At 65.4% G+C, this 25673-nt stretch carries 21 protein-coding genes and 1 pseudogene; 12 read left to right on the top strand and 10 right to left on the bottom strand.

The window, feature by feature from the left end; genetic code table 11:
- Nucleotides 1-82 precede the first annotated feature (82 nt).
- From BBA01S_RS48200 to BBA01S_RS28885, 3 genes and pseudogenes are all read right to left on the bottom strand, one after another.
- Nucleotides 83-439, bottom strand: a pseudogene (locus tag BBA01S_RS48200) (hypothetical protein); the annotation flags it as partial.
- A 19-nt stretch (nt 440-458) separates the two neighbouring features.
- Nucleotides 459-953 (bottom strand): hypothetical protein, encoded by a 495-nt coding sequence (locus BBA01S_RS28890; RefSeq protein ID WP_027819492.1) that lies wholly within the window; start codon nt 951-953, stop codon nt 459-461.
- Between the two features lie 4 nt (nt 954-957).
- The gene (locus BBA01S_RS28885; protein WP_027819491.1) at nt 958-1752 is read right to left on the bottom strand and encodes a DUF2092 domain-containing protein; all 795 of its coding nucleotides are present in this window, start codon (nt 1750-1752) and stop codon (nt 958-960) included.
- A gap of 358 nt (nt 1753-2110) precedes the next feature.
- Between BBA01S_RS28885 and BBA01S_RS43205 the strand changes: the two genes are divergently transcribed.
- Complete coding sequence (locus BBA01S_RS43205; protein WP_052391934.1) at nt 2111-2473, top strand: response regulator; 363 nt, start codon at nt 2111-2113, stop codon at nt 2471-2473.
- Nucleotides 2474-2590: 117 nt separating this feature from the next.
- Here the strand turns inward: BBA01S_RS43205 and BBA01S_RS28875 are convergent, their stop codons facing one another.
- On the bottom strand, nt 2591-4003 hold the full coding sequence (locus BBA01S_RS28875) for a DUF2252 domain-containing protein (RefSeq protein ID WP_027819490.1): 1413 nt from the start codon (nt 4001-4003) through the stop codon (nt 2591-2593).
- A gap of 182 nt (nt 4004-4185) precedes the next feature.
- On the opposite strand from BBA01S_RS28875, the gene BBA01S_RS28870 reads away from it, so the two are divergent.
- The 7 genes from BBA01S_RS28870 to BBA01S_RS28840 all read left to right on the top strand — a co-directional run bounded on the left by BBA01S_RS28870 (nt 4186) and on the right by BBA01S_RS28840 (nt 14833).
- Entirely contained in the window at nt 4186-5184 is a 999-nt protein-coding gene (locus BBA01S_RS28870) for a hypothetical protein (RefSeq protein ID WP_245641621.1), read from the top strand.
- A 78-nt stretch (nt 5185-5262) separates the two neighbouring features.
- The gene (locus BBA01S_RS43200; protein WP_084162606.1) at nt 5263-6408 is read left to right on the top strand and encodes a transporter substrate-binding domain-containing protein; all 1146 of its coding nucleotides are present in this window, start codon (nt 5263-5265) and stop codon (nt 6406-6408) included.
- Between the two features lie 121 nt (nt 6409-6529).
- Nucleotides 6530-8452, top strand: a complete 1923-nt coding sequence (gene hflK / locus BBA01S_RS43195; RefSeq protein ID WP_084162605.1) for a protease modulator HflK — start codon at nt 6530-6532, stop codon at nt 8450-8452.
- Between the two features lie 29 nt (nt 8453-8481).
- Entirely contained in the window at nt 8482-9552 is a 1071-nt protein-coding gene (gene hflC / locus BBA01S_RS43190) for a protease modulator HflC (RefSeq protein ID WP_084162604.1), read from the top strand.
- Entirely contained in the window at nt 9549-10682 is a 1134-nt protein-coding gene (locus tag BBA01S_RS28850) for an SPFH domain-containing protein (RefSeq protein WP_027819488.1), read from the top strand. Before hflC ends, BBA01S_RS28850 begins: the two co-directional genes overlap by 4 nt.
- Nucleotides 10679-12781, top strand: a complete 2103-nt coding sequence (locus BBA01S_RS43185; protein WP_063750573.1) for a heavy metal translocating P-type ATPase — start codon at nt 10679-10681, stop codon at nt 12779-12781. Before BBA01S_RS28850 ends, BBA01S_RS43185 begins: the two co-directional genes overlap by 4 nt.
- A 78-nt stretch (nt 12782-12859) precedes the next feature.
- Nucleotides 12860-14833, top strand: coding sequence for an alkyl/aryl-sulfatase (locus BBA01S_RS28840; protein WP_027819487.1), 1974 nt, complete (start codon nt 12860-12862; stop codon nt 14831-14833).
- A gap of 113 nt (nt 14834-14946) precedes the next feature.
- Here BBA01S_RS28840 and BBA01S_RS28835 read toward each other — a convergent pair whose 3' ends face one another.
- On the bottom strand, nt 14947-17424 hold the full coding sequence (locus tag BBA01S_RS28835) for an adenosylcobalamin-dependent ribonucleoside-diphosphate reductase (RefSeq protein WP_245641624.1): 2478 nt from the start codon (nt 17422-17424) through the stop codon (nt 14947-14949).
- Nucleotides 17425-17701: 277 nt separating this feature from the next.
- Here BBA01S_RS28835 and BBA01S_RS28830 point away from each other — a divergent pair, with 277 nt between their 5' ends.
- Complete coding sequence (locus BBA01S_RS28830) at nt 17702-18226, top strand: thioesterase family protein (protein ID WP_027819485.1); 525 nt, start codon at nt 17702-17704, stop codon at nt 18224-18226.
- A 202-nt stretch (nt 18227-18428) separates the two neighbouring features.
- On the opposite strand, the gene BBA01S_RS28825 is transcribed toward BBA01S_RS28830, so the two are convergent.
- Entirely contained in the window at nt 18429-18737 is a 309-nt protein-coding gene (locus tag BBA01S_RS28825) for a DUF3331 domain-containing protein (RefSeq protein ID WP_027819484.1), read from the bottom strand.
- A 381-nt stretch (nt 18738-19118) separates the two neighbouring features.
- On the opposite strand from BBA01S_RS28825, the gene BBA01S_RS28820 reads away from it, so the two are divergent.
- Nucleotides 19119-20186 carry an AI-2E family transporter gene (locus tag BBA01S_RS28820; RefSeq protein WP_027819483.1) on the top strand — a complete coding sequence of 356 codons (1068 nt, stop codon included), beginning with the start codon at nt 19119-19121 and terminating at the stop codon, nt 20184-20186.
- Nucleotides 20187-20241: 55 nt separating this feature from the next.
- Here the strand turns inward: BBA01S_RS28820 and BBA01S_RS28815 are convergent, their stop codons facing one another.
- The gene (locus BBA01S_RS28815; protein WP_027819482.1) at nt 20242-21138 is read right to left on the bottom strand and encodes an alpha/beta hydrolase; all 897 of its coding nucleotides are present in this window, start codon (nt 21136-21138) and stop codon (nt 20242-20244) included.
- Nucleotides 21139-21299: 161 nt separating this feature from the next.
- Nucleotides 21300-22400, bottom strand: a complete 1101-nt coding sequence (locus BBA01S_RS28810; protein ID WP_027819481.1) for an OpgC domain-containing protein — start codon at nt 22398-22400, stop codon at nt 21300-21302.
- Nucleotides 22401-22430: 30 nt separating this feature from the next.
- Here BBA01S_RS28810 and BBA01S_RS47090 point away from each other — a divergent pair, with 30 nt between their 5' ends.
- Both BBA01S_RS47090 and BBA01S_RS28805 read left to right on the top strand, forming a co-directional pair.
- Nucleotides 22431-22853, top strand: coding sequence for a hypothetical protein (locus BBA01S_RS47090; protein WP_156966117.1), 423 nt, complete (start codon nt 22431-22433; stop codon nt 22851-22853).
- Between the two features lie 254 nt (nt 22854-23107).
- Nucleotides 23108-23971 carry a peptidoglycan DD-metalloendopeptidase family protein gene (locus tag BBA01S_RS28805; RefSeq protein WP_042298063.1) on the top strand — a complete coding sequence of 288 codons (864 nt, stop codon included), beginning with the start codon at nt 23108-23110 and terminating at the stop codon, nt 23969-23971.
- A gap of 90 nt (nt 23972-24061) precedes the next feature.
- Here the strand turns inward: BBA01S_RS28805 and prpF are convergent, their stop codons facing one another.
- A complete protein-coding gene (prpF, locus tag BBA01S_RS28800; RefSeq protein ID WP_027819479.1) occupies nt 24062-25252 on the bottom strand; it encodes a 2-methylaconitate cis-trans isomerase PrpF in 1191 nt (396 codons plus the stop codon).
- On the bottom strand, nt 25249-25659 hold the full coding sequence (locus BBA01S_RS46150) for an endonuclease domain-containing protein (RefSeq protein ID WP_084162603.1): 411 nt from the start codon (nt 25657-25659) through the stop codon (nt 25249-25251). Before BBA01S_RS46150 ends, prpF begins: the two co-directional genes overlap by 4 nt.
- Nucleotides 25660-25673: the final 14 nt, after the last annotated feature.

Below are 25673 nucleotides of genomic sequence, written 5' to 3'. Positions count from 1 at the left end.
TTGCACTGCATGCGCTTGCCAGCGCGCAGCGTTCAACCCTGCCGCGGCGGAAGCGGGCCGAAGAACATCCGCTTGAGCGTCTTAGTTCCTGGTTCGCGGCAGCGAAGCCGCCGGTCTCTTTCCAGAAGTCATAGAGCCGCTCAAGATAGTGGATGACGAGCGCGACAATTGCATACATCAGCGTCTTCCAGCTTACGTTCCAGACCAGTGGCTTATCAGGGAAGCGGTTGATGAAGGGCAGCATGTCGGCAAGCAGCACCGACTTGCCGAGAATCAGCGATGAAATCAGCACCGACGCCGTGGTCTCCGGCGAGATGCCGCTTTCCCTGACCATGAGCGCGCGGATCAGCGCGACGATGTGAAGGATGACAAAAAAGAAGATCGTAGGCGGGAGCACCTTGAGGAACTCCTCCTTGATCTTTTCCACGACCGCGCTCATGGTGCCCTCCTGTCCCAGGTCAGTACGGTGCGTTGACCACTACGTACTGCGAACCTTGTGGCTGGTACCAGGTGCTGCCGCATTGCTGGTAGATCATGCCCCGGTAGTTGACCGGTGCACAGTTGGGCGGCACGGAGCGCACGATTGAACCCACGACTGCGGACGTCACGCCAACCGCCGCCGTCACCGCGGCCGCCGTTGCGACCGGATGGTAGTCGTCGTCCCAGCCGCCGTGGTGATAGTCGTTGTGCACATCCACATTGACGTTGCGGTTGACATTGACGTTGCGGTTAACGTTGTTCACGCTCGTATTGCGCACGTTGCGCGTGCGATCGTCGGCGCGTGCGCTGTTGACCTGGCGAGCGCCGCCGCCTGCGGGGCGTTCCCGCGCTGCATGGCCGCCGCCGCCGCGTCCGCCCACCGCTTCTGCGAGAGGCACATGCGCAACGGCGAGACCGACCATCAGGACGACAGGGAGCAGGAGGGCGCGCGGGCGCTGAAAATGGATTTTCATGGGCCTACCCCTTGTTCGTTGCGTTCGTTGCGACTGGGACGAACTCGATTTTCTTCGCCCCTGACGGAGGTTTGAACGTGAAAATCGCATCCTTGAAATCGGGGCGGGTCGTCCAGTTGATGATGGAAACCGATTGTGGGCGCGCGTCATCGTCGCGGCGCGTAATCACCAGTTTGCGCGGCAACGGATGGGCGCCTGCCGTGATCCAGATTTGCCAGTCGAGATCCTTCTGGCGGAACGCGTAGTGATCGCAGAGATCGTTTTCGACGTAGTCCTCGCCAGCGAACATCGCGGATTCGAACTGATCCGTTGGGGCCGCAGGAGTGCCCCACACGAACAGGTCTGCGAGCGGAAACTCCACGCCATAGTGCTCATGCAGCCGATCGATCAACGCGCCGACCGTGCCGTCGAACGCCACCGTCGAGTAGTAGCGCTGGGCGGGCGTATAGAGCGTGACCGACTTGCCGTCGTAGACAATCTCGCGATCGCTGCGCGCGCTCGTCATGACCGCACGAATCCGATTGGGCCGGTCGACGTCGAGATCGGCGCTCGCGGAATGCTGGAGTTTCTGACCGTCTTCGAGTACGCGCTCGCCGGTCAATTCGGTCGATACGCTAAAGCGCTTGAGCGACTGCAGATACGTGCCCATTTTTTTCAACGCGTCGACAGCCGCAGGGTCGACGGCTTGTGCCGCACTTGCGGCCTGGGGCGCGGAGGCGGGCGCTGCGGTCTGCGCGTAAAGGTGGGGCGCAGCGAGCGTCGCTGTGAGGATCGCAATGCATAAAGCCCTTCTCTTCATCGTATTCTCCCGGTGCGCGAGCGAGGGGGATGAAAATGCACGTTCATTTTCGAATGAATTTGCGTGAGTGCACAACGCAGTTGCAGTGCGTAATGTAGTGGCCAGTGCACCGAAAGAAAAGGCAATTGCCCGATTTTGCCCAAAAGGGAAATGCGATTGCCCCGAGTCCCTATGGATGTATTACCGCTTTCAGGCAAGACTGCACGCATACCGAATCGTAAGGTGCCGCCACGCCGCTCGCGCATGCGAGCGCCGGCGACGTGTGGTACGCAAATGTCCTGTGGCGACAGGGCGTAATCCCACGGCGTCAGTGGATGGGCGAGAGTCGCATAACGCTGAGCTAACGAACGCTGGGCGGATGATGGATGGAAACGGCGAGTTGATCGTGATTGTCGAAGACGACGCGGGATTGCGACGCGCGGTCGAGCGCCTCTTGCGTCTGTCCGGATTCGACACCCATGCGTTTAATAGTGCTGAAGATCCCGGGGCCGTCATGTGGGCGTCTTCCGCGCGTTGCCTGATCGTCGATGTCCAGTTGCCGGGCGCTTCCGGGCTCGCATTCTACGAGGGGCTCCCTCAAACGCGTCCACCGGCGATATTCGTGACGGCTTTTGATGGGGCGGCCGCCCGCCAGGCGGTTATGGACGCAGGCGGACGCGTGTTGCTGGCGAAACCGTTTCTTGGGCGGGACTTGCTCGACGCTGTGCGCGACGCACTGTAGTGCGTCGGATGCGTGTGGCGCGTCAAGGCGCACAACGCGGGGTTGCGGCCACGCGCGGTCGTGATCGATGGTTCACGACCGCGCTGGCGTCTGGAGAAGGTGCGTGGCGGCTGCCGGTCAGACGCGGAAATCCGCGGCCATGTCTTCGTCGCTGCGCGCTTCCAGTTTTCCAGACCGGCAGGCACGCATGAAAACGTCGTAATCCTTATTGTTTTGCACGGCATAGGCAAAAGCATAGTCGGTCAGCGCGTCGGAAAAGCGCTCGCCGTTGCCCAGATACGCTGCAATCTCGACCGCCTTGCCGCCCGCTTTCGCGTGCGCGCGAGCCAGGGCCCAGCCACAGATGCGCGCGTAGCCCTGCAGGAGCGTGTTGCTCATTCGCTCGACTTCCGCCGATACCTTCATGTCCCGCAATTGCCGGAAATAGAATTCGCGGCCTGCGGGCCCGGTCGTCCAGCCAAGGAACGCGTCGCTTGCGGCTTGCAGCAGACGCTGCCCGGACACCACGCGCTGTCCCTGATGCGCAATCGGCTCGGAGCGGAAGTAACGTGCAATCACGGACTCGCGCGCCTCCTTGACCTGCAGGAACAGCGGCGCGCCATGTCCGTCCACGAACAGCATCACGAGGCAAAACGTCCCGACGCTACCCACGCCAACGACCTTGAATGCGACGTCCTGAAGCTGAAATTGTCCGATCAGCGCCTGGCGGTCGGCGGGAAGCGTGCGGAGATATTCGTCGAATGCCGCGGCCAGCTTGCCCTCCCAGGCTTTGGTATCTGTCCACGCTTCTTCCTTGCCGAGCAACGTGTTGGGGCCGCCCGGATGGAACAGGGCGGGGGGCGCATCCTGCAACAACCAGCGGCCGTTCTTCTGGACGGCCATTTTGGACAGCATGCTTTCATTGGTGCGCGTGGTGGCTTTCTCCCTGGTCTTGAGCAGCAGGCGGCGGCCTTCGTCGGTGGCAGCCGTATCGATCATGCGCTCGAATGTGACGATGTCGTGCCAGAGTTCGAGCGTGCTGCACTCGGCGTACGCGTGCATGCGGTCGCGGTATTCATGCGCGACGGTCGCCACGAAGTCAGCGATCGGCCCGTTGCTCACGCCCATATGCTGCCCCGCAATCGCGAAACTGGCCGCGAGGCGCTTGACGTCCCATTCCCACGGCCCGGGCGCGACTTCGTCGAAATCGTTGAGATCGAAAATCAGTTGCCGCTCAGGGGTGGCAAAGCCGCCAAAGTTGGAAAGGTGCGCGTCGCCGCAAATGGGGAACGCGATGCCGGTATTCACCGTTGCGCCCAGATCGTGCGCCTGAATGATGGCGCTGCCGCGATAGAACGTGAATGGCGAGACGCCCATGCGGCCATATCGAAGCGGGACGAGCGCGCTGACACGGCCGGCGCTATTTTGCTTGAGCAGGTCGACGGGGTCGCGATCCGTGTCGCCGATTTCAGCATGCTGCGAGCGCCGTGCACGCTCGCGTGCTGCGCGTCCGATCTCCCGCCGCCGGGCCAGCGTTTCGATTTCTGCCATGGTGTGCTCCGCTGTATGTTCCGAGAGTGTCATCCAGGGCGCGTGCGCAATCGATAGGGAGTTGGGGCAATTCGATTGCCCTTTGGGGCAATTCGGGGCAATGGCCTTTAAATCTTTATCCGCGGTTGTTAGATTACCCCGTTGGATAGGGCCACGGCGTGGCTCCCGGCCCAAGGATGAGCATGCAAAAGCTGTCCGACGATATCTTTCGAAGGCGCTCTGGCAAAAACGCGCGGTTGTTCGTCGGCGCGTTGCTGGTGGCGCTGGCGCAGGGCTTCGTGACGTGTGCAGCGCTGGCGCAAAGTACGCCTGCGTGGACTGGGCCCGATGTTCAGAAACGTGCAAACGGCGTGCTGGCGCTGCTCTCCTTTACGGTGACGCCGGATCTTTCCGCGAGTTCGCTCGGGATCCGTAATGGCGCGACCGGCGATCCATCGTTGAATATGACCCAGGTGGGCGGCGGCTTCACCCTGAGCCCGAGCTTTCCGCTTTATCTGGAAGGCGCGATCGGCGGATCACGCTACGATCCGACCTTCGTCGTCTCGGACGGACAGGAGCAGCGCGCGCTGCCGACCCGTTGGACGAACGTGGCGGCAACAGGGGGGATCGGCTGGGATTTTCCGCTCAACGAAAAGAAGGATCTGGTGATCCGGCCGATCTTCAATTTTTCGCTCGGCGAAGTCCTGAGCGACGCGAGCGCCGCGCAGTTCCTCATCAACCGTAAAACCGACAGCAATATCGACTTCATTCGCGACGGCTCGATGAGTGCTTACGGGCTGGGTGGTTCGCTGATGATCGGCTGGTATCCTCGTCAGGAACCCTATGAATTCGATCTCGAACTGCGCTACACGGATATTTACCTCCAGAGCTTCGGCTCTTCCAGCGCGGTGCGGGGATCGGCCAACGCGGAGTCGACGAATCTCTATGCACGCTGGCGTGCGCCGACCGGCTTGCTCGCGTTCCACCGGCCGCTGCGTTACGTGCTCGAACTCTCGCATTCGACCTATCTGGGCAGCCAGGCGGACATTCTCGGCTTCAACCAGTTGACCTCGCTGGGCGCTGGCATCGAAATCGATACCGGTGCGATCACCAGGCTGTTCTCGCGCTTGCGCATCGTCGCACGCTATGCTTTTGGCAAGGACATCACTGGCGCATCGCTCGGCCTTGCGCTGAGCTTCTAGATCGCGCGAGGCGCGGCGCGCAACGTGATCGGCGACCCGTGCGCTCCACCGGTTCGCAGCAGATTCGGGAGAAAGGCGATGCGCAAGCCAGGTTTGCGGCAAGCGATGTGGGCGACCCTGATCGTCCTGTCGATGAAAGCGATGCCGGCCGCAGAGGCCCAGACGGCGGCGCCGTCCGGGGCGAGCGACCCGGCGACCACAATAGCGGCCGCGCAGACCGGCGCGCAAAGTCCACTGCGTGTCGCGATCGCGCCCGTCGCGCCTTTTGTGATTCCGCAGACCGCGACGCCAGAAGGTTTCAGCATCGATATCTGGAATGAAATCGCACGCCGCCTGCATGTCGATTTCGCCTGGCGGCCGGTTGGCACGCAACCTGAACTCCTGGCGTCTGTCCAGCGCGGCGACGCGGATGTCGCAATCGCGGCCATCACCATGACGCCGACGCGCGAAAAGAGCGTCGACTTCTCGCTGCCTTATTTCGACTCCGGCCTGCAAATCATCGTGCGGGCGCAGAACGACAATTCCGTCATGGCGCTGCTCCAATCCGTGCCGTGGCTGGCAATTGCGCAGCTCGTGGCGATCACGGTTGGCATCGTATTTGTTCTCGCCAACCTCGTGTGGCTGATGGAGCGCAAGCGCGACGCCAATTTCCAGAAGCCGTACTGGCGTTCGATCGGCGAGGGCATCTGGGTGACCATGTTGATCATCGCCACGGGCGAGCATGGCGAACGTGAAACGCCCGGCATTTTCAAGCGCATTCTGGTGCCGGCGATGTGGCTGATTGGCGTGGTGCTGATTGCGCAACTCACCGCTACGGTCACGTCGTCGCAGACGGTGGCGCGTTTGCAGTCGAACATACGCGGGCCAGACGACTTGCCCGGAAAGAAGATCGGCACCGTGCCCGGCACGATTGCGGCGCAATACCTGACGCAGCGCGGCCTGTCTTTCGTGGACGTGACCAATGCGGACGACGGCTTTCGTATGCTGATGGAGGGCGACGTCCAGGCCATCGTCTACGACGCACCGACCTTGCAATACTGGGCGGCGCGGCGCGGCAATGGCGCGCTCACCGTCGTGGGGCCGGTATTCCGGCCAGAAAAATACGGTATCGCCGTCGCCAACGGCAGCCCGCTGCGCAAGTCCATCAACGAAACCTTGCTCGCGATGTACGAGGACGGCACCTACGAACAGATTTACGGGAAGTGGTTTTCGCAGTCCAAATAAATGCGCGCCGGTTTGAATTGCCCGAAAGGGCAATTCGCTTTGCCCGAAATCCCTATGGCGACATGAAACACGTCCGACGATACTCGTTCGCAATGGCTACGCAGAATAAGACATTGGCGAAATGGGCAATGCATATTTCCGTGACGGTACATCTGCGAGAAACGCGCAACCTTATCGGTTGATCGCGCTCGCGTGCCTGCTGCTGGTCGGCGTGCTTGCGTTCATCGTGTGTCTGCGTTCGAGCTGGGCCGGGTTGCGATGGCTCGCGCCGCTCGCCGCGATGTGGCTGAACGTGATGCTCGTGGCGATTGGTTGCGAACGCAACTTGATGGCCGCAGCGGATGCAGCGCGCAAACGAACCTCGCGCGGTGCACGTCCGGCGAACTGGAACCTGCTCAAGCGTGCAACGTGGCGCGCGATAGCGGGGTGGACATGGGGCGGGTTGCGCGCCGTTCGCTGGTGGCCCTGGTGTGTGCTGGCGGGCGCGCTCGTGTCGTTGATGCTTTGCGCGGCGACCGTGTTCGTCTTCGACCGTCACGCAGCGGCGGCGGGGCCCCATGTGCGCAACATCATGGCGCTGGCGTGCGGCGCCGTGCTCGCGATGGCGTTCGTCACGCTGGTGATCGAGCGCGTGATCGTGGCGCGGGTGCCGGTACAGCACGCCGATACCGTTCTCGCCGGGGCATTGCGCATTGCGCTCGTCGTCGCGCTGGCTTGTGCGGCTTGCGCCGGGCTTTACTTGTGGCGCGGTGTCGATAGCCGCTGGCTGGCGATGGCGATAGCGTTGCTGCCCGCGCTTGTTGCCGGTGAATACGCCTTGCGCGCCACACTGGCCTGGTTCACGCCGCCGCGTGCGTCAGCGTCGCCACTCGCGCTGGTGGACAGCACCGTCGTGCACTGGCTCGTGCGCCCGCCAGCGTCGCCCGCCGAACTGGGCGAATCGCTGCGCAGCCGCTTCGGTATCGACCTGCGGCAAAGCTGGGTCGTGCATAGCACGCTGCGCATGTTGCCCGCCGCGGGTGTCGCGCTCGTGGCGGCGGGATGGTTGCTGAGCGGCATCACGATCCTGCAACCGGAGCAGCGCGCCGTCTACGAGCGCTTCGGCGCGCCGCGCGCCGTGTGGCAGCCGGGTCTGCACATTGGGCTGCCCTGGCCCTTCGGACTCGCGCGCGTCATCGACAACGGCGCGGTTCATCAAATCGTGGTGTCGGATATCGCCGATGCTGCCGATGTTGCCAATGGCGCAAGCATCGCCGCACCGCTGATTGCCGCCGACGCGCGCGCGCCCGAACAACTCGACCGGCTTTGGGACGTGGCGCATCCCTGGGAAACCAGCCAGGTGATCGCGGGCGCGAATGCGCAGCAGCAGAATTTCGAAATCGTCAGCGCCGATGTGCGACTGGATTACCGCATCGGGGCGAGTGACGCCGACGCGCGTGCCGCGCTCTATCGCGCGGCGAATATCGCCGACGTCACGCGCGCGATCGCCAATCGCGAGATCGTGCGCTACCTGGCTTCGCACACGCTCGACGCGCTCGTCGAAGCGCGCCAGACCGTGATTGCCGATGCGATCCGCCAGGCGACGCAACAGCAGCTCGACCGGCTCGGCAGCGGCATCGAAGTGACGGCGGTGGTGATCGAGAGCGTGCATCCCCCGGCGGGCGCCTCGGCGGCGTGGCATGGCGTGCAGGCCGCGCAGATCCGCACGGCGGCGAGCGTCGCCGAAGCCCGCGGCCTGGCCGCCACGCTCGTGGGCACCGCGCACGAACAGGCACAGGCAAGCGTCGCCGAAGCCAATGCAAGCGCTGCAGAAACACTTTCTGCGGCCCACATGCAGCAGACCACCTTCAGCGCAGATATCGCGGCCCAGCAGGCGGGCGGCCCCGCATTCGCCTTCGAGTACTACCTGCGCAATCTGCAGCAGGGGTTGCAGAACGCCAACCTGACGGTGATCGACGATCGCCTCGTGGGCGACAGGCGCGCGACGATCGACCTGCGCTCGTTCAATACGGGCGATGCCGCCGGGGCCAAGAAGCTGTTTTGAGCGACTGTACCGAGCCTGAGGAGCAGACCTTGAGCGGTTCACATCTTCACATTCATCACGGCCACGCGGGACATGCGGGTCATGCGGGACACGGGCATCACCATCACGGCGAGTCTCGCGAAGCCCAACCAGGCGGCGGATGGGGCTTTGGGTGGCGCGTGGCGCTGGCGCTGCTGTGCATCCTGGTTGCCGTGGCGACTGCGAGCGTGGTGCAGGTTCATGAAGGGGAAGCCGCCGTCGTCACGCGCTTTGGCGAACCGGTGCGCGTCGAGCTTGAGCCGGGCCTGGCGTGGCGGCTGCCCGCGCCGATCGAAACCGCCGTGCCGGTCGACCTGCGCCTGCACACGACGTCGAGCGGACTGCAGGACGTCGGCACGCGCGACGGCCTGCGCATTCTGGTGCAGGCCTACGTAGCGTGGCGCGTGCCCGATAACAGCGCCGATGTTGGCCATTTCGTGCGCGCCGTGCGCAACGAACCCGACGAGGCGGCGCGCCAGATCCGCTCGCTGCTCGGCTCGGCGCTGCAAACCATTACCTCGGGCTTCGATCTTTCGACGCTCGTCAATACCAACGCGAGCGACGTGAAACTCGAACTGTACGAGGACGAACTGCGCCGCCAGATCGACTCGCAGCTTTACGCGACCTATGGCGTGCATGCGGTTCAGGTCGGGCTGGAACGCCTGACGCTGCCCGCCGCGACGCTGTCCGCCACCGTCGAGCGCATGCGCGCCGAACGCGAGACGGTCGCGGCGCAACGCACCGCGCAGGGCAAGCTCGAAGCGGCCCAGGTGCGCTCCGATGCCGACCGCGACGCACGTGTGGCCGTGGCCGACGCCAACGCGCAGGCCGCCGGCATCGAAGCCCAGTCGCGTCGCGATGCCGCCGCCATCTACGGCAAGAGCTATGCGGGCAATCCGCAGCTTTATACGATGCTGCGCTCGCTCGACACGCTTTCGACTGTCGTGAACGGCAATACCAACCTGATCGTGCGTACGGACGCCGCGCCGTTCCGGGTGCTCGTGCAAGGGCCGGCGGGACTCGAAGCCGTCACGGCATCGCATGATGCTCGCGCCGCCGCGAGCGCGCGCCGCCAGCCATGAGCACGGCCGCTTCGTTACCTTCGCGCACGGCGCCTGGCATCCAGGCGGTGCGCGGGGCGTTCTGGTTTATCGCCGCGTTGACGGTGCTCGCCGCGCTGGCGTGGCTGTTCTCGAATGTGCAGCGCGTGCCGCCCGACAGTCAGGCTGTCGTGATGCGCTTCGGCAAGTTCGTGCGCGTGCAGGGCGCGGGCCTGCTGGTCGCATGGCCGCGCCCGTTCGAAACGGTGGCGCTGCTGCCCGGCCCGGCACGCGTGCTGGAGCAGCGCATTGCCTCGCTGGATCGCGACCCGCGCGCCCGTGCACTCGATCCCGCACCCAACGCGCCCCCCACCGATACGAACTTGCCCTTCAACGACATGTCTTCATGGGGCTTTCATCCGGATGCCGCAATGGGCGCCAACGGCTCGCCGCTGTCCGATGCGCTCGCGGGTTCCGGCTATGTGCTGACCGGCGACGATGCGGTGGTGCAGCTCGGCGCGCGGCTCTATTACCGCGTGAGTTCGCCGTACGACTACGTGAGGCAGCAAACGCTGCTCGCCCCGGCGATCGAACGCCTGACGGCTTCGGCGGTTGCGGAGGTCGGCGCGTCGCGCGATCTCGACACCATTCTCGTCGCACGGCCCGAACTGCTCGCCGCCGACGCGCAGATGGCCGCGCGCCGCGAGCGACTGCGCGACGACATCGCCGGCGCGATCGAGCGGCGCCTGCATGCACTGGAAGCGCAGCATGCGGGGCTGGGCATCGAGGTTTCGCGCATCGACGTGCAGGCGAGCGTGCCCGCCGCGGCGGTCGATGCGTTCAACTCGGTGCTCAGTTCCTTGCAGAGCGCCGAGCGCACGGTCGCCGACGCGCGCACTGCTGCGGAAACCACGCGCCAGGACGCCCAGCAGCACGCCGACCAGATCCTGCAAAGCGCGCAGGCCAGCGCGACAGAACGCGTGACGCGGGCCCAGACGGAAACGCAGACGATCCTGCAGCTCGAAGCGCCGCTCGGCGCGAACAGCGACCAGGGGCTGCTGGCGCGCGCGTATCGCGACCGCATCCAGCAGATTCTTTCGAAGGCGGGCCACGTCACGACGATCGATCCTTACGACACGTCGAGCCTCGTGCTGCCAGGGAAGGCGCCATGAATGCCCATGTGGAACCGCTCGCGCGCATCGATGCCGCAACGCATGGTCATGAGCACGGCCATGACCCTGACCATCCCGGCGCAGCAGGAATGCCGGATCTCGACGCGCTGCCCGGCGTCGCGCTGGCGCCCGAAGAGCGTGCGGCGATCTCCCGGCGCATCGTGCTCGCGCTTGCGGCGGCGGGCCTGCTGCTGCTCTCGCTGGGCTGCCGTTATCTCACGGCTCAGGGCGCGCAGGTGGCCGACGTGCTCGCGGGTCTGGCGTCGCTGCTGGTCGCGGGGCCGGTCTTCACGGGCGCCTGGCACAGCCTCAGGCATCCAAGCCTGCATGGCGTGACCGACCGGCTCATCGCGCTCGCCATGCTCGCGGCGTGGGCGACGGGCGACATGGCCACGGCCGCGCTGTTGCCCGTCGTGATGACGTTCGGGCACGCGCTCGAAGAGCGTAGCGTGCTCGGGTCGCAGGAAGCGATCCGCGCGTTGACGAAACTGGCCGCCACGCGCGCGCTGCGTGTGCGTCCCGATGGCGGCGTCGAAGACGTGCCCATCGAAGCACTCGCGCGCGGCGACCTGCTGGAAGTCGCGCCAGGCGCGCGCATTCCCACCGATGGCATCGTGAGAGGAGGCCGCTCGGCGGTCGACAACAGTCCGATTACCGGCGAGTCGTTGCCGCTCGAAGTAGCGGCGGGCGATGCGCTCTACGGCGGCGCGATGAATATCGAAGGCGCGCTGCGCGTGGAAGTGACCGAAGTCGGCGAGCATTCGACGCTCGGCAAGATCGTCGAGTTGCTGGCCCACGCCGAACGCGCCAAGCCGCCCATCACGGAAGCGCTCGAACGCTACATGGGCGGCTACCTCGCGCTGGTGCTGCTGGGCGCGGCGCTCGTGTGGTTCGCCTCGCAAAACGCCTCCGCGATGCTGGCCGTCATCGTCGCGGCGTGTCCGTGCGCGCTCGTGCTCGCAGCGCCGGCCACAGCCATTGCAGGCATCGCCGTGGGCGCGCGCCACGGACTGCTGCTGCGCAATGCCGCGTTCCTCGACCGCGTGGCCGATCTCGACTCGCTCATCATCGACAAGACCGGCACGCTCACGCACGGCGAACTGCGCGTGGTCGACGTGGCGCTCCAGCCGGGCGTCGATGCGGCAGGCGCGCTGGCGCTCGCCGCACGCCTGGCGCGCGGCAGCGCGCATCCGGTGAGCCGCGCGTTGCTGGCTTACGCGCGGGAGCGCGGCCACGCGCCGGTCGCGAACGAGGCCGACGACGCGATCCGCGAGTGGCGCGGACTGGGCGTGACGATGCCAACACCTGAAGGCCTGGCGGTGCTCGGCCGCGATGCGCTGCTGCGCAAATACGTGCACGAACTCGCGCTGCCGGAATGGCGCTACGCAGGTTCCGTGGCGGGCGTCGCGCTCGATGGCCGGCTGCTCGCCTGGTTTGTGTTCGCGGACGCGCTGCGTCCCGAAGCGTCCGAAGCCATGGCGGAACTGCGCGAACTCGGCGTCGTGCATCAAACGCTGCTGTCCGGCGATCGCGAGGCCGTCGCGCAGGAGGTCGCCGCGCAAGTCGGCATCGAGCATGTGATCGCCGGTGCGCTGCCGCACGACAAGCTCGAATTCGTGAAGCAGCAACTCGCACTGGGCCGTCATCCGCTGGTGGTGGGCGACGGCGTCAACGACGTGCTGGCGATCAAGGCCGGCGCGACGAGCATCGCGATCGGCGGACGCGGCGTGGACATCGCGGTGGCCGCCGCCGATGTTGTCCTGCTCGGCGACGACCTGCGCCGTATTCCCGCCTGCATCAAGCTCGGCCGCCGCTGCCGCCGCACGGCGGCGCTCAACGCGATGATCGGCGTGACATGGACGGCGGCGGTGATTGCCGTGGCCGCGCTCGGGCTGGTTTCCGCTGTATGGATCGCCGTGCTGCACAACATCGGCACCTTTATCGTGCTGGCCAATGCCGGGCGTCTCCTGAGGATCGCTGGGCCGGGGCCGGAGCAGACCGTTTCCTCCAGTGGCCGCGCGGAGGAAAGCGCCCAGCATCCGCCGCGAGGGGAGCCGGACAAGGAGTCTGACAAGGAGCCGAAGCCACGCGGCACTTGAGATTCGGTTGGGAAATGGATCAAACGACGACGTTCAACACCCGAGTTCATCACCCGAGTTCATCACGTGAGGTTGCCCATGAAAGCCCGCTTTCTCCTGCCACTCGTGGCGCTTGCAGTGAGCTTCGGCGCGACGCTTGCCGCCGAAACCAACAAGGACGCGACGCCCGCGACCCAGCAGGCAAACGCCGACTTGCTCAAGACCCTGCCGATGAGCGATCGTCAGGACTACGAAGACGCGAAGCGCGGCTTCATCGCCACGTTGCCGAATATCGACGTCAAGACGCCCGACGGCAAGACCGTCTGGACGCTCGACGGCTATCAGTTCCTGCAGGCCCAGAACGCGCCGCCTTCGATCAACCCGAGCCTGTGGCGCAACGCCCAGTTGAACATGAACAACGGCCTGTTCAAGGTCGTGGACGGCATTTACCAGATTCGCGGCTTCGACCTGTCCGATATGACGATCGTCGAGACCAATAACGGCATCATCGTGATCGACCCGCTCATCTCCACCGAAGTGGCGAAGGCCGGTCTCGACCTGTACTACCAGCATCGGCCGAAAAAGCCGGTGGTCGCGGTCATCTACACGCATAGTCACGTCGACCATTACGGCGGCGTGAAGGGCGTGGTCAACGAAGCCGACGTCAAATCCGGCAAGGTGAAGATCTACGCGCCGGAGGGCTTCCTGGAAGAAGCGGTCAGTGAAAACGTCTTTGCCGGCAACGCCATGAGCCGTCGCGCGATCTACATGTATGGCTCGCTGCTGCCGCGCAGCGACAAGGGGCAGATTGACGGCGGCCTGGGCAAGACCACGTCGAACGGCACGGTCACGTTGATTCCGCCGACCGACATCATCAGGAAGACGGGGGAAAAGCGCACCATCGACGGACTCGACGTCGTGTTCCAGATGGCGCCTGGCACCGAAGCGCCCGCGGAAATGCTGTTCTATTTCCCGAAGTATCACGCGCTGTGCGCGGCGGAAGACGCCACGCATACGCTGCATAACCTCTATACGCTGCGTGGCGCGCAGGTGCGCGACGCGAACAAATGGTGGCAGGCGCTCGACACGACGATCGACATGTTCGGCCCGCAGGTGCAGGTGGTGTTTGCCTCGCACCACTGGCCGATGTGGGAAAACGATCGCATCAACGATTACCTGTCGAAGCAGCGCGACACATACAAGTACGTGCATGACCAGTCGCTGCGTCTGCTGAACATGGGCTACACGATGGACGAAATCGGCGACATGGTGAAACTGCCGCCGAGCCTGGACAAGGAGTGGTACAACCACGGCTATTACGGCACGGTCGTGCACGATGCGAAGGCCGTCTATCAGCGCTATATGGGCTGGTATAGCGGCAACCCGGCCGACCTGCACCCGCTGCCGCCGGTGGACACCGCGAAGCGCACGATGGAGTTCATGGGCGGCGTGCCAGCGGTCACGAAAAAGGCGCGGGACGCTTATGCAAAGGGCGACTATCGCTGGGTGGCGCAGGTCATGAACCTGGCCGTCTATGCCGAGCCTGACAATCAGGAAGCGAAAAACCTGGAAGCCGACGCCCTGGAGCAATTGGGCTACCAGTCCGAAGCCGGCCCGTGGCGCGACGTCTACCTGATGGGCGCGTATGAGTTGCGCAATGGCATCCCGAAGGTGCCGGCGGTGCAGACCGCGAGCCCCGACACGATCCGCGCGATGTCGCCTGAAATGGCGCTGGAGTTCCTCTCCATGCATATCGACGGGGACAAGGCAGACGGCAAGAAGATTTCAGTGAACTGGGTCTTCCCGGACATTCACAAGCAGTACGCGGTGCGACTGGAGAATTCGGTGCTCGTGTACAGCGAAGGCAAGCAGATCCAGAACGCCGATGTGACGCTGTCGCTGCCGAAGTCGAGCCTCGACAACATCATGCTGCATCAGACGAACCTCGATAAGGAAGTGCAGGCAGGGCGCGCGAAGGTGGACGGCGATCGCGGCAAGATCACCGAACTGCTGTCGCTGACCGACAGCTTCAATCCGCTGTTCCCGATCGTGACGCCGCGCCCGAATCCGTAAGCGCACGCGTGACGAAAGACGGCCGTGCAGCCTCGATGAGGTTGCACGGCCGTTTCTGCTGGGCGGCGTCCTGATCCCCGCTGATGCGATGGCTCATGCGTATTGAAACGCACTCACCCGCAAACCCCGATCTCCCCGCACGCCGTGCAGAAGTCGCAGCCGTCCTTGCGAATGACGGCGTTCGCGCCGCACGAACCGCACTTGCGGCCGAACATCGCGTGCTGCGCGCCGAAGGTGGCATCGGCGGGCAGCGCATTGGGGCCGTCCAGCACCTGGTCGCCTGCGCGTGCATCTACTTCGTCATCCTTAACGGTCGCCGCTGAAACAGCCGAAGCCTCGCGCCGCTGCGCCAGCAACCGCGACGGCACCTGCCTGCCTTCGGCATCGAGAAACCCGCGCCGATGCAGGATCTGCTGGATTGCATACGCAATCGCGGCCACTTCCGAGTCGTGCCACAGCGGCGTGCGCTTGCCGTCGAGCCGCTGCGTCTCGCCATAACGCACCTGGCCGCGATCCCACGACACCTTGCGCAGATCCTGCAGATTGCGCGCGACAAAGCCGCCGCGAGCGGCCAGCGACAGCGAGCGCATCGTCGCCGTGATCCATTGCTGCGATTCGTCGCGCTGGCCCACGGGGATGAAGAACTCGATGGGGCGCTCGATCGTCGTGGTTTGGCCGCCCACCTGGCCCGTGACTTCGAGAAACGACACCGCTACGTAAAGCGACACCTTGCCTGTCTGCGTGAGGTATTCGATCTTCTCGATCACGGCGGGCAGCTCGCCTCTCGGCCGATGATCGATCGCCACGCGCAGCGGATCGAGCAGCGCGTCGTTCTGTGCATCGGCGGGCGTGTCTTCGTTGACGGGCAGAGTCTGCAGCACCGCGCCCAGCGTCTCGTTGGGCCGGTACGTCGCCAGTCCCTTGAGCCCGCGCCGCCACGCGTCCAGGTACAGATCCTCGAATGCTTCGAACGGGTAATCGGCGGGCACGTTCACGGTTTTCGAAATCGACGTATCGACGAAGGGCTGCACCGCCGCCATCATGGCCACGTGTTCCTGCGCGCTCATTTGCAGCGCGTTCACGAAGTAATCGGGCAGCGCGTTCACGTCGCCGCCCTTCATGCGATAGACGCGCCACGCGTGGTCTTCGACGGCGAAGGTTTCGTGGCTGCCGTCGGCCATGCGGCGCGTGCGCTGGTAAGTCCATGAGAACGCGGGTTCGATGCCGTTCGAGACGTTATCGGCGAAGGCGAGGCTCACGGTGCCGGTCGGCGCGATCGACAGCAGGTGGCTGTTGCGAATGCCGTGGGTGCGGATCGCGGCTTGCAGGTCGTCGGGCAGGCGCGAGGCGAAGGTGCCGGGCGCAAGATACGTGTTGGCGTCGAACAGGGCAAACGCGCCGCGCTCGCGCGCGAGTTCGACCGATGCGCGATAGGCGGCGTCGCGCATCGTGCGGCCGATGCGCGCGCCGAACGCGCAGCCTTCCTCCGAGTTGTAGCGAATGCCGAGCATCACCAGCGCATCGCCGAGCCCCGTGAAGCCCACGCCGATGCGGCGCTTGGCCATCGCTTCCTGGTGCTGCTCGGGCAGCGGCCAGAGCGTGACGTCCAGCACATTGTCGAGAAAACGCACCTGTGTCGTTGTGCGCGCAACCAGTGCGTCCCAGTCGAACGACGGCGACGCGAACGGATCGCGCACGAAGCGCGTGAGATCGAGCGGCCCGAGGTTGCAGCAGCCGTAAGCGGGCAGGGGCTGCTCGCCGCACGGATTGGTGGCCCGGATGCTTTCGACGGCGCGCAGGTTGTTGTCCTCGTTCATGCGCGAAATGAAGACGACACCCGGTTCGGCGACGTCGTAGGTCGAGCGCATGATCGTGTCCCAGATCGCGCGGGCGCGTTTTTCGGCGTAGATCCACAAGCCGTCGTCGCGCTGGCGCAGGTCGCCTGCCGCGCGCAACGCGGGCGAAGGCTCGGCGCGATGCACGAGCTGCCAGGTCTCGTCGTTTTCGACGGCGCGCATGAAGGCGTCGGTCACGGCCACCGAGACGTTGAAGTTGTTCCAGCGTCCCTTCGAATGCTTGGCCTCGATGAATTCGGGCAGGTCGGGGTGGTCGCAGTCGAGCACGGCCATCTGCGCGCCGCGCCGCGCGCCCGCGCTTTCGACGGTGCGGCACGAGGCGTCGAACACGTCGATATAGCTGCACGGCCCCGAGGCGCTCGATCCCGTCGAATGCACGAGCGCGCCGCGCGGCCGGATCGCCGAGAAGTTGTAGCCCACGCCGCCGCCGCGCCGCATGGTTTCGGCGGCCTGCAGCAGCGCGACGTAGATGCCGGGGCGGCCTTCGTCGTCGACGCCCTGGATGGCGTCGCCCACGGGCTGGACGAAGCAGTTGATCAGCGTGGCTTCGATGCCGGTGCCCGCCGCGCTCATGATGCGGCCCGCGCCCAGCGCACCGTGGCGCAGGTTGTCGGCGAAGCGCGCCTCGATTTCGGCGCGCAGTGCGGGCGGCTCGGCCTGCGCGACGCCGTGGGCGACGCGGCGATAGATGTCGTCGGCGCTGCGCTCGTCGCCTTTGGCGTACTTCTCCAGCATGACGTCGAGCGAGAAAGGCTGGAAATCGGGCTGGATGTAGGGTTTGGCGTCGGGTTTGACGTCTGAACGTGAGTCGGACTGCGGACGTGAGTTTTCTGCCATGGCCGGTTCCTTGCGATCGGATCGCTCTGCGTTAGCTCAGAGTAGCGCAGAGGCAGCGCGCGTGCCTGCGCGTTTGCCGGTGGCCGCGACGGCGCGATGGGTTTGGCCCTATGGGTCTGGCGCTATGAGTAAACTGGATGCGCCGCTCCGCACGGAGCTGCACACAGGAGGAGAGATGAGCGACCACGTCACCAGCGTCGTCTACCGCGAACGCGTGCGCGCGCAATGGGTCGATTACAACGGCCATCTGCGCGATGCGTTCTACATGCTGATCTACAGCCAGGCGACCGATTTGCTGCTCGACGCGATCGGGCTCGATCACGCGCGGCGCGAGGCGCGCGCTCAATCGATGTACACGCTCGAAGCGCACGTGAACTATCTGCGCGAGGTGAAAGAGGGCACGCCGCTGCGGGTCGATGTGTGGGTGCTGGAGCACGACGCGAAGCGCGTGCGGGTCTATCTGGAGATGTTCGCCGAAGACGGCGCAGAAGGCGGCGCAGAAGGCGAAAAGCCTGTCAGCGCGAGCGAGCAGCTGTTGCTGCATGTTGACCGCTCGGGGCCGCGCGCGGTGCCGTTCGACGCCGACGTGCTCGCGCGCGTGGCTGCGCTGGGCGAGGAGTCGGCTGGGATGACGGCGCGCTATCTCGGGCGGCCGATTTCGCTTGCCACGGTGCGGCAGGCGGTGGGCTACAGCGGTTGAGCCTGGCGGCTGCGGTGCTTGCGGTGCTCGTGGCGGATAAGGCGGCCTGCGTGGCTAAAGCGGCTAAAGCAGCGTCGGGAGTCGTCCGTGTTCGCCTGAGGCGTTTGCGATCGTCTGGATCGCGATTATTACGGGAATCTCACCTAATCGCTTTGTCGCCGCTGGCCTGAAATGCAGCCGCTTCGACCCTGCCTGAGGCGGCTCAGGCCGCTTCGCTATACGGCACGTTGGCAACCAGATCGCCGAACACTTCGGCCGCGATCATCACCGACGCATTGAGCGGCGCGGGGCGCTCAGCCGGTTTGAACACGGCGTCGCCGCGGCGGATCTTGCGGCGCGAGACGGCGCAAGTGCCCGACGTATGCGCCGAGCGGCGGCGCCAGCGCTGTTCGCCATAATGACAACGGCCAGGTTCCACCCAGCGGATCACGAGCGCGGAATCCGTTTGTTCGAGGATTTCGATGCGTTCACCGTTGGCTCCGTCAAGCGCGAGGCACGCTTTTTTCTTCATTGTCGGCTCCGTAAGTGGGGTTGCCGCAATGTATTCCTCTAAAGCGTCAAGTGCCATTGTGTCGCCGTTGAAACACCATTCCAAAATCGGCAACAATCGATCTGGCACATATACGGGTTAACGAAGGAATGCGGGTTTGCGGGCGATCGAGACCCGACCCTTCGAATTTGTGCAACGCAGTGTTGTGCGAGGCGCGACATGAAAATCGGCCTGAAGTGGGGCGTCGGGAGGGGTTTGGAACGCTGGAGGCTGGCGCGGATCAGACTGAAAACCGCGCCGGGCGAGGGCAGTTGAGTCGCGTTTTTGGTCTGTCGCCCTTATGCTGGCGGCTCGTCTCGCCGCCCGGACAATGACTGTCCTGCAGAATTTTCACGAGGTTACATGATTCATCGCCCGCCTGCTCCGAACTCCGCAAACGAGCAAAAACTCCAGCGCGCCGCCTCGGCCGCCTTGTACGCCGTGCTCGTCCTGCTCGCCCTGTGGGTCGTGCGCGAATTCCTGCCCGCTGTCGCGTGGGCGTGCGTGCTCGCCATCGTCCTCTGGCCGGCGTACCAGGCCACGGAGCGCCACCGGCTGTTCCGTGGCCGCACGACCTGGCTCGCGACGGTGCTGACGGTGGCCATCGCGCTGCTGGTCGTCCTGCCGATCACGCTCACGGCGATCCAGGCGGGCGGCGAGGCCCATGAACTCTACCTGTGGGCGCGCGCCGCGCAGGAGAACGGCGTGCCGGTGCCCGATTTCGTCTCGCATCTGCCGGTCGGCAGCCGTCAGGTAAGCGAGTGGTGGCAGGCCAACCTGGCCCAGCCGCTCAAGCAATCGCCCGCGATGAAGGGCCTGCACGGCGACGCCATCGTGTCGTTCGGGCGGCACTTCGGGGCGCGCGCGGTGCATGCGTCGATGACCTTCGGCTTCATGCTCGTCACGCTGTTCGTGATCCTGCAAGCGGGGCCGAAGCTCTCCGGCACGGTGATGCGCGGCGCGCGCCGGGCGTTCGGCGCAGACGGTGCGCAGTTGCTCCAGCGCATGGCGGCCGCCGTGCGCGCGACGGTGACGGGGCTCGTGGTGGTCGGGTTGGGCGAGGGCGTGCTGCTCGGCATCGCCTACATGTTCGCGGGCGTGCCGCACGCGGCGCTGCTCGGCACGATTACGGCCATCGCGGCGATGCTGCCGTTCTGCGCACCGCTCGTGTTCTGCGGCGCGGCGCTCTGGCTGGCGGCGCAGGGCGGCATCGTGGGCGCCATCGTGGTGGCGGTGACGGGCGTGATAGTCGTGTTTGTCGCCGAGCATTTCGTGCGGCCCGTGCTGATCGGCAACTCGACGCGCCTGCCGTTCCTGCTGGTGCTGTTCGGCATTTTGGGCGGCGCGACGACGTTCGGCCTGATCGGCATTTTCATCGGCCCCGCGCTGATGACGGTGCTGATGGTGCTGTGGGCGAACTGGGCGGAATAAGCCGCGCGCGTGCAGGGCTGCGCGAACGCGCGCTCAGTGTGCGCTTAGTGGATGCTCAGTGCACGCAGGCGAGCGTGTACTTGAGCGCGGCGGGCAGCAGCTCGCGCCAGACCGGCCAGACATGGCCGCCGTCGACGATGCGCAGCGCCGCCGGATTGTTCGCCTCGCGCAGGCGCGTGTAGAGCAGCGACGATTCGGCCTGGATCACGAGGTCGTCGTCGCCCGAGGCGATGAAGAACGGCACGCGCCACGGCCGGCCGAAGTAGCCGCTCCAGAGCGCCGGATAGTTGAGCGTGCGCCAGATGTGCGAGTCGAACTGATGCTCGCCGAACACGCCCACGCGCCGCGCCGACGAGGCCAGCGGCGGATCGCCCGAATAGATCGCCGGGGAGAGCAGCATCGTCCCGCAGAACATATCGGGATGCTCCAGCGTATAGCGCAGCGCGCCGAAGCCGCCCATCGACACGCCGCCGATCGCGCGGCCGTCGCGTGAATCGGCGACGGCGAAGTGCGACTCGATCTCGGGCATCAGATCCGAGAAAAACGCCGTCTCCATCTTTTCCTTGCGATCGACGTACCAGTCGGTGCCGCCTTGAGGCATGACGATCACGACGGGCGGAATCTCGCGGCGGGCGATCAGCGCGTCGGCGGTGACTTGCAGGCTGCCTTGCGTGACCCAGTCCATCGGCTCGCCGTTGTTGCCGTGCAGGAGATAGAGCACGGGATAGCGCGTGCCGTCGGCGCGATAGCCGGTGGGCAGATAGACCACGTAAGGCCAGTCGCGCTCAAGCGCGTTGGCGTGGAAGGTGCGCGAGGCGATCGTGCTGGCGGCGGCGTTATCCGCGAAGCCGGTGAGGGCAGTGAGGGCGACAGAGGCCAGCAAGGCCGCAAGCGCGGCGCGCAGGGGCCACAGCGGCGAAGCGAACGGCGCGGTGCGTAGGAAGCTGCGCATGGCAGGAAAGCGGGCTCGTGGAGACGCGCCTGCGGCGCGGGGTCAACATACTAGCAGCGCGCCATGGCGGCTGGAAACCGCGTCGTGTGCGGCCTGGATCGGGCGCAGTGCCCGTGCACTACTGCGCAGTGGCCAGGCCGCGCTGATACCCGCTGCGCCGGTCAGGCCGACGCTTTCGCGCGCGACGGCAGCAGGCGTTTGAGCGGATCGGAGCAGCGCGCGACGGCGAAGAGGGCGGTCAGCGCGATGGCATCGGCGGCGAGGCCCGCCGGAATGTCGAGATAGCCGTCCGTGTACCAGTACAGCACCGAATCGACGGTCAGCGAAATCACCGCCCCCGCCACGAACGAGAGCATCCCCTTGCGGCCGACCAGGCCGATCCACGGCAGCGCCACGGCGAGCTTTTTCGCCCAGCCCAGCCGGATCGCGTGCGCCGTCAGCCACGCAATGCCGAAGAAGTTGAGCGCGCGGAACCACGCGAGATTGCGCTTGAAGTCGGCGTCGAGCGCGGTGTTGCCCAGATGCAGGCGGTAGATCGCGGCGGCGGCCACCACGGCGAGCGCGAGCATCGTCACGATCGCGCCGAATTTGGGCCGCGCGGTCACGCTCTGAAACACCGGCTGCGCCTGGGCGATCGCGCCGGCGAAGAACAGCAGTTGCCACGCGAACGGGTTGAAGTCCCAGTTGACGTCGTCGACGTGCGGGAGATACGGCGTGAGATGCGGCGCGACGCCCCACAGCGCGAGGCTGATCGCCGCCAGGATCCACGGCCGCGAGCGCGCCAGCGGCAGTGCAAGCGGCGCGGCCAGCGCGAAGCACGCGTACATCGGCAGCACGCCGGCCAGATAGGGCTGGCGGCGCAGCAGCACGATGTCGCGCAGCGCGGCGGCGGGTGCGAGCGTCAGGTCGTCGAGATCGGTGGTGGCGAGATTGGGGGCATCGACATTGCAGGCGACGAGGATCGCCGTCACCAGCAGCATGAGCAGCGCAGTCACCACGAAGGCGCGATAGATCTCGAACGCGCGCTTGATGAAGCGCTGGCGCGCGGCGGCTTCGGTGCGGCGCGCGCTGAGCGCGGCCCAGGCCGTGGCCGTGGCGAAGCCGCCGAGGAACACGAACACTTCTGCCGCGTCGCACAGCGCGTAGGCGTGCAGTGTGACGCGCGACAGGATGCTGCCGCCGATGTGGTCGACGACGATGATCAGCAAAACGAGCCCGCGAAAGAAGTCGAGCTCGACAAGACGATTGGATGACTGTGACATGGATCCGGCGCCGCCTGGCTGGCGCACCCAATGGCGCGCACGGCCGTGCTGGCGCATGCAAAAAAACGCTGCGAGGGCCCGCTGCCGGAGCGAAGGCTCGACGGCGGCGGCTGCGCGGGGCAGCGGCGAATAAAGTCGGTGACGACGGAATGTAACCCGCGATGGACGAAGTCCGCAGGTTGCCCAGGAAATGACCCGATTGACGCGGTGAGGTTCCAGTGGGGCGGATTCTACCGGGATGTGGGCAATACTACCTTAATTTCAAAGGGCTTTCAGTGCGCTGAACCGGATGTTGGCCATACGGATAAGGCACGCATAGCGCGCAACGAAGCGGGTTCAAGTTCTCGCGCAGCCTGCCGTTATGCAGAAGAGATAAGGGGCACGATCTGGCGCGATGGGCAGGGCGATGGAGCCGCGAAAATTCAGGTGCGCAAGAGTTGTATCGAAGTGTAGTGGCCTGAATGCTGCCTATGAAATGCGCATTACAATGCCGGATCGCTTTTGAGATGGAGCGTGGTCGCGCGAAGAGGAGTTGTGCGACGCTGGGCGCTTTTATTCGATAAAGCACGCAATTTGAACGAAGAAGTAAGCGGGTCGGGCGCAGGGTTTCGTGTCGATGAGGTTAGAGCGGGAGCGCGTTAGCACGCAGCAAACCGCCCATTGCCGACCGAAGCGAGCGCACGCCGCTGTAACAAGGAGCAACGAATATGTACGAGGATCGCTCGGGGCAAGCCGCCTCCGGTCTGGCACGTTTTTGGGCGGGGCTGGCAGGCCTCGGTTTGACCCTTTTGCTGGGCGCGTGCGCTAACGTTAGCGACCCGCAGGCGCCGCAGCCGCAACCCGATCCGTCGGCGGCCGCGAGCCCGGCGTCGGACGCCGCCAGCGCCGCCGCGCAGCAGGCGGCGAGCGCGCCGGTCAAGCGCACCGTCACTAAAACTACTTACGTGCGCGTGCGCCGTGGCGACTCGCTGCAACGCATCGCATCGGCGCATAACGTTTCGGTCAGGGATCTGACGGCCTGGAACCACTTGAAGAACGGCCGCCTGCGCGCGGGCCAGTCGCTGAAGCTGGTGTCGACGCAGACGATCATCGTGCAGCAGGCCGCGCCCGCACCTGCCGGGGCAGCGTCGGCGGCTAACACGGCGCAAAGCACGGCGCAAAGCCGCGCGGTGGCCGCGGAAGTCGGGCGTCATGCCAACAGCGTGGCGCTCATGTGGCCGGCGCGCGGACATGTGGTGGAGCCGTTCGAGCCGGGCACCACGCGCGGCATCGAGATCGGCGGCAAGGCAGGAGATCCCGTGCTGGCCGCCGCCGACGGCAAGGTCATGTACGCGGGCACCGGGTTGAACGAATACGGCAGCCTCATCATCGTCCAGCACAACAAGGACTTCCTGACGGCGTACTCGCACAACCGCCGTTTGCTCGTCAAGACGGGCGACACGGTGCATCAGGGCCAGCAGATCGCCGAAATGGGCAACGAGAGCAACGACCGCGTGGCCGTGCTGTTCGAAGTGCGCCGCGACGGCAAGCCGGTCGATCCGATGCCGTATCTGCCGACGCCGCAAAGCTGAGGCCGCCTGAAGGCGGATTTCCAGCGCGACAAAAAAACACCCTGACGCTGCGATGCGTCAGGGTGTTTTGCCTTGGGCGGCGAGTCCTGCTTAGAACGCGTCTGCCGGCACCCGCACCCAGCCTTCCATCAGCACACGTGCGCTGCGGCTCATGATGGCCTTGGTGACGCTCCACTCGCCGTTTTGCTGGCTTGCCTCGGCGCCCACGCGCAGCGTTCCCGACGGATGGCCGAAGCGCACGGCGTTGCGCTCGCCGCCGCCTGCCGCGAGGTTCACCAGCGTGCCCGGAATCGCTGCGGCGGTGCCGATTGCCACGGCCGCCGTGCCCATCATCGCGTGGTGGAGCTTGCCCATCGACATCGCGCGCACGAGCAGATCGACGTCCCCGGATTCCACGCGTTTTCCGCTCGAAGCGGTGTAGGCCGCTGGCCGCGCGACGAAAGCGATCTTGGGCGTGTGCTGACGCGTGGCGATCTCGTCGAGGTGCTTGATGAGGCCCATGCGCAGCGCGCCATGCGCGCGCAGGGTCTCGAACTTCTCCAGCGCCTTCGCGTCGCCGTTGATGGCGTCCTGCAACTCGGTGCCGGTGTAGCCGATTGAGTCGGCGTTGACGAAGATCGTCGGGATGCCGGCGTTGATCATCGTCGCCTTGAGGGTGCCGAAGCCGGGCACGTCGAGATCGTCGACGAGATTGCCGGTGGGGAACATGGCGCCGCCCGCGCCATCTTCTTCGGCGGCGGGGTCGAGGAATTCGAGCTGGACTTCGGCGGCGGGGAAGGTCACGCCGTCGAGTTCGAAGTCGCCGGTTTCCTGCACGTGGCCGTTGGTGATGGGCACGTGCGCGACGATGGTCTTGCCGATATTGGCTTGCCAGATGCGGATAGTGGCGATGCCGTTATCGGGCACGCGGGCCGGGTCGACGAGGCCGTTGCTGATGGCGAACGGGCCGACTGCCGCCGAGAGGTTGCCGCAGTTGCCGCTCCAGTCGACGAAGGCTTTATCGATGGCGACCTGGCCGAACAGATAATCGACGTCGTGGTTGGGGCGGGTGCTTTTGGCGACGATGACGGTTTTGCTGGTGCTGGAGGTTGCGCCGCCCATGCCGTCGATCTGCTTGCCGTAGGGATCGGGGCTGCCGATGACGCGCATGAGGAGTTTGTCGCGAGCCGGGCCGGGTTGCTGCGCGGACGCGGGCAGATCCTGAAGGCGGAAGAAGACGCCCTTGCTGGTGCCGCCGCGCATGTAGGTGGCGGCAATCTTGATTTGTGGCAGATGGCTCATAAAAATCCCAATGTTTTTACCTCCCCTCTCCCTGAAGGGAGAGGGGCTGGGGGAGAGGGGGAAAGCGCGGCTCCGTTGACTGCTTTAAGAATCGCCTCAAGCACGCCGTCGGTGTTCTGCAATACCTCGTTGTTCCAGAAGCGCAGCACGGTGAACCCCCGGCTCCGAAACCACGCATCGCGCGCTACATCGCTCGCGCTGCCGTTGTGGTGTCCGCCGTCGGCTTCGATGACGACGCGGGCGCCGCAATGCATGAAATCGACGATGTAAGGGCCGATGGGATGCTGGCGACGGAATTTTTCGCCGCAAAGACGGTGAGCCCGGAGGTGGCGCCAGAGCAGGCGTTCAGCTTCCGTCATGTTCTTGCGGAGGTGCCGGGCTTGCTCTAGTTGGGTCGTCTTGCTCATTCTCACCTTTCCCC

Source organism: Paraburkholderia bannensis NBRC 103871 (assembly GCF_000685015.1).
Classification (GTDB): domain Bacteria; phylum Pseudomonadota; class Gammaproteobacteria; order Burkholderiales; family Burkholderiaceae; genus Paraburkholderia; species Paraburkholderia bannensis.
Note: the sequence above shows the minus strand (reverse complement) of the source record. Positions and strands in the feature narration are given on the sequence as shown.

Excerpts from the sequence above, each read along its gene's own strand:
- BBA01S_RS28890 (WP_027819492.1), bottom strand. The coding sequence starts at position 953 with ATGAAAATCCATTTTCAGCGCCCGCGCGCCCTCCTGCTCCCTGTCGTC.
- BBA01S_RS28885 (WP_027819491.1), bottom strand. The coding sequence starts at position 1,752 with ATGAAGAGAAGGGCTTTATGCATTGCGATCCTCACAGCGACGCTCGCT.
- BBA01S_RS43205 (WP_052391934.1), top strand. The coding sequence starts at position 2,111 with ATGATGGATGGAAACGGCGAGTTGATCGTGATTGTCGAAGACGACGCG.
- BBA01S_RS28875 (WP_027819490.1), bottom strand. The coding sequence starts at position 4,003 with ATGGCAGAAATCGAAACGCTGGCCCGGCGGCGGGAGATCGGACGCGCA.
- BBA01S_RS28870 (WP_245641621.1), top strand. The coding sequence starts at position 4,186 with ATGCAAAAGCTGTCCGACGATATCTTTCGAAGGCGCTCTGGCAAAAAC.
- BBA01S_RS43200 (WP_084162606.1), top strand. The coding sequence starts at position 5,263 with ATGCGCAAGCCAGGTTTGCGGCAAGCGATGTGGGCGACCCTGATCGTC.
- hflK (WP_084162605.1), top strand. The coding sequence starts at position 6,530 with ATGGGCAATGCATATTTCCGTGACGGTACATCTGCGAGAAACGCGCAA.
- BBA01S_RS28850 (WP_027819488.1), top strand. The coding sequence starts at position 9,549 with ATGAGCACGGCCGCTTCGTTACCTTCGCGCACGGCGCCTGGCATCCAG.
- BBA01S_RS43185 (WP_063750573.1), top strand. The coding sequence starts at position 10,679 with ATGAATGCCCATGTGGAACCGCTCGCGCGCATCGATGCCGCAACGCAT.
- BBA01S_RS28840 (WP_027819487.1), top strand. The coding sequence starts at position 12,860 with ATGAAAGCCCGCTTTCTCCTGCCACTCGTGGCGCTTGCAGTGAGCTTC.
- BBA01S_RS28835 (WP_245641624.1), bottom strand. The coding sequence starts at position 17,424 with ATGCTGGAGAAGTACGCCAAAGGCGACGAGCGCAGCGCCGACGACATC.
- BBA01S_RS28830 (WP_027819485.1), top strand. The coding sequence starts at position 17,702 with ATGAGCGACCACGTCACCAGCGTCGTCTACCGCGAACGCGTGCGCGCG.
- BBA01S_RS28825 (WP_027819484.1), bottom strand. The coding sequence starts at position 18,737 with ATGAAGAAAAAAGCGTGCCTCGCGCTTGACGGAGCCAACGGTGAACGC.
- BBA01S_RS28820 (WP_027819483.1), top strand. The coding sequence starts at position 19,119 with ATGATTCATCGCCCGCCTGCTCCGAACTCCGCAAACGAGCAAAAACTC.
- BBA01S_RS28815 (WP_027819482.1), bottom strand. The coding sequence starts at position 21,138 with ATGCGCAGCTTCCTACGCACCGCGCCGTTCGCTTCGCCGCTGTGGCCC.
- BBA01S_RS28810 (WP_027819481.1), bottom strand. The coding sequence starts at position 22,400 with ATGTCACAGTCATCCAATCGTCTTGTCGAGCTCGACTTCTTTCGCGGG.
- BBA01S_RS47090 (WP_156966117.1), top strand. The coding sequence starts at position 22,431 with ATGGCGCGCACGGCCGTGCTGGCGCATGCAAAAAAACGCTGCGAGGGC.
- BBA01S_RS28805 (WP_042298063.1), top strand. The coding sequence starts at position 23,108 with ATGTACGAGGATCGCTCGGGGCAAGCCGCCTCCGGTCTGGCACGTTTT.
- prpF (WP_027819479.1), bottom strand. The coding sequence starts at position 25,252 with ATGAGCCATCTGCCACAAATCAAGATTGCCGCCACCTACATGCGCGGC.
- BBA01S_RS46150 (WP_084162603.1), bottom strand. The coding sequence starts at position 25,659 with ATGAGCAAGACGACCCAACTAGAGCAAGCCCGGCACCTCCGCAAGAAC.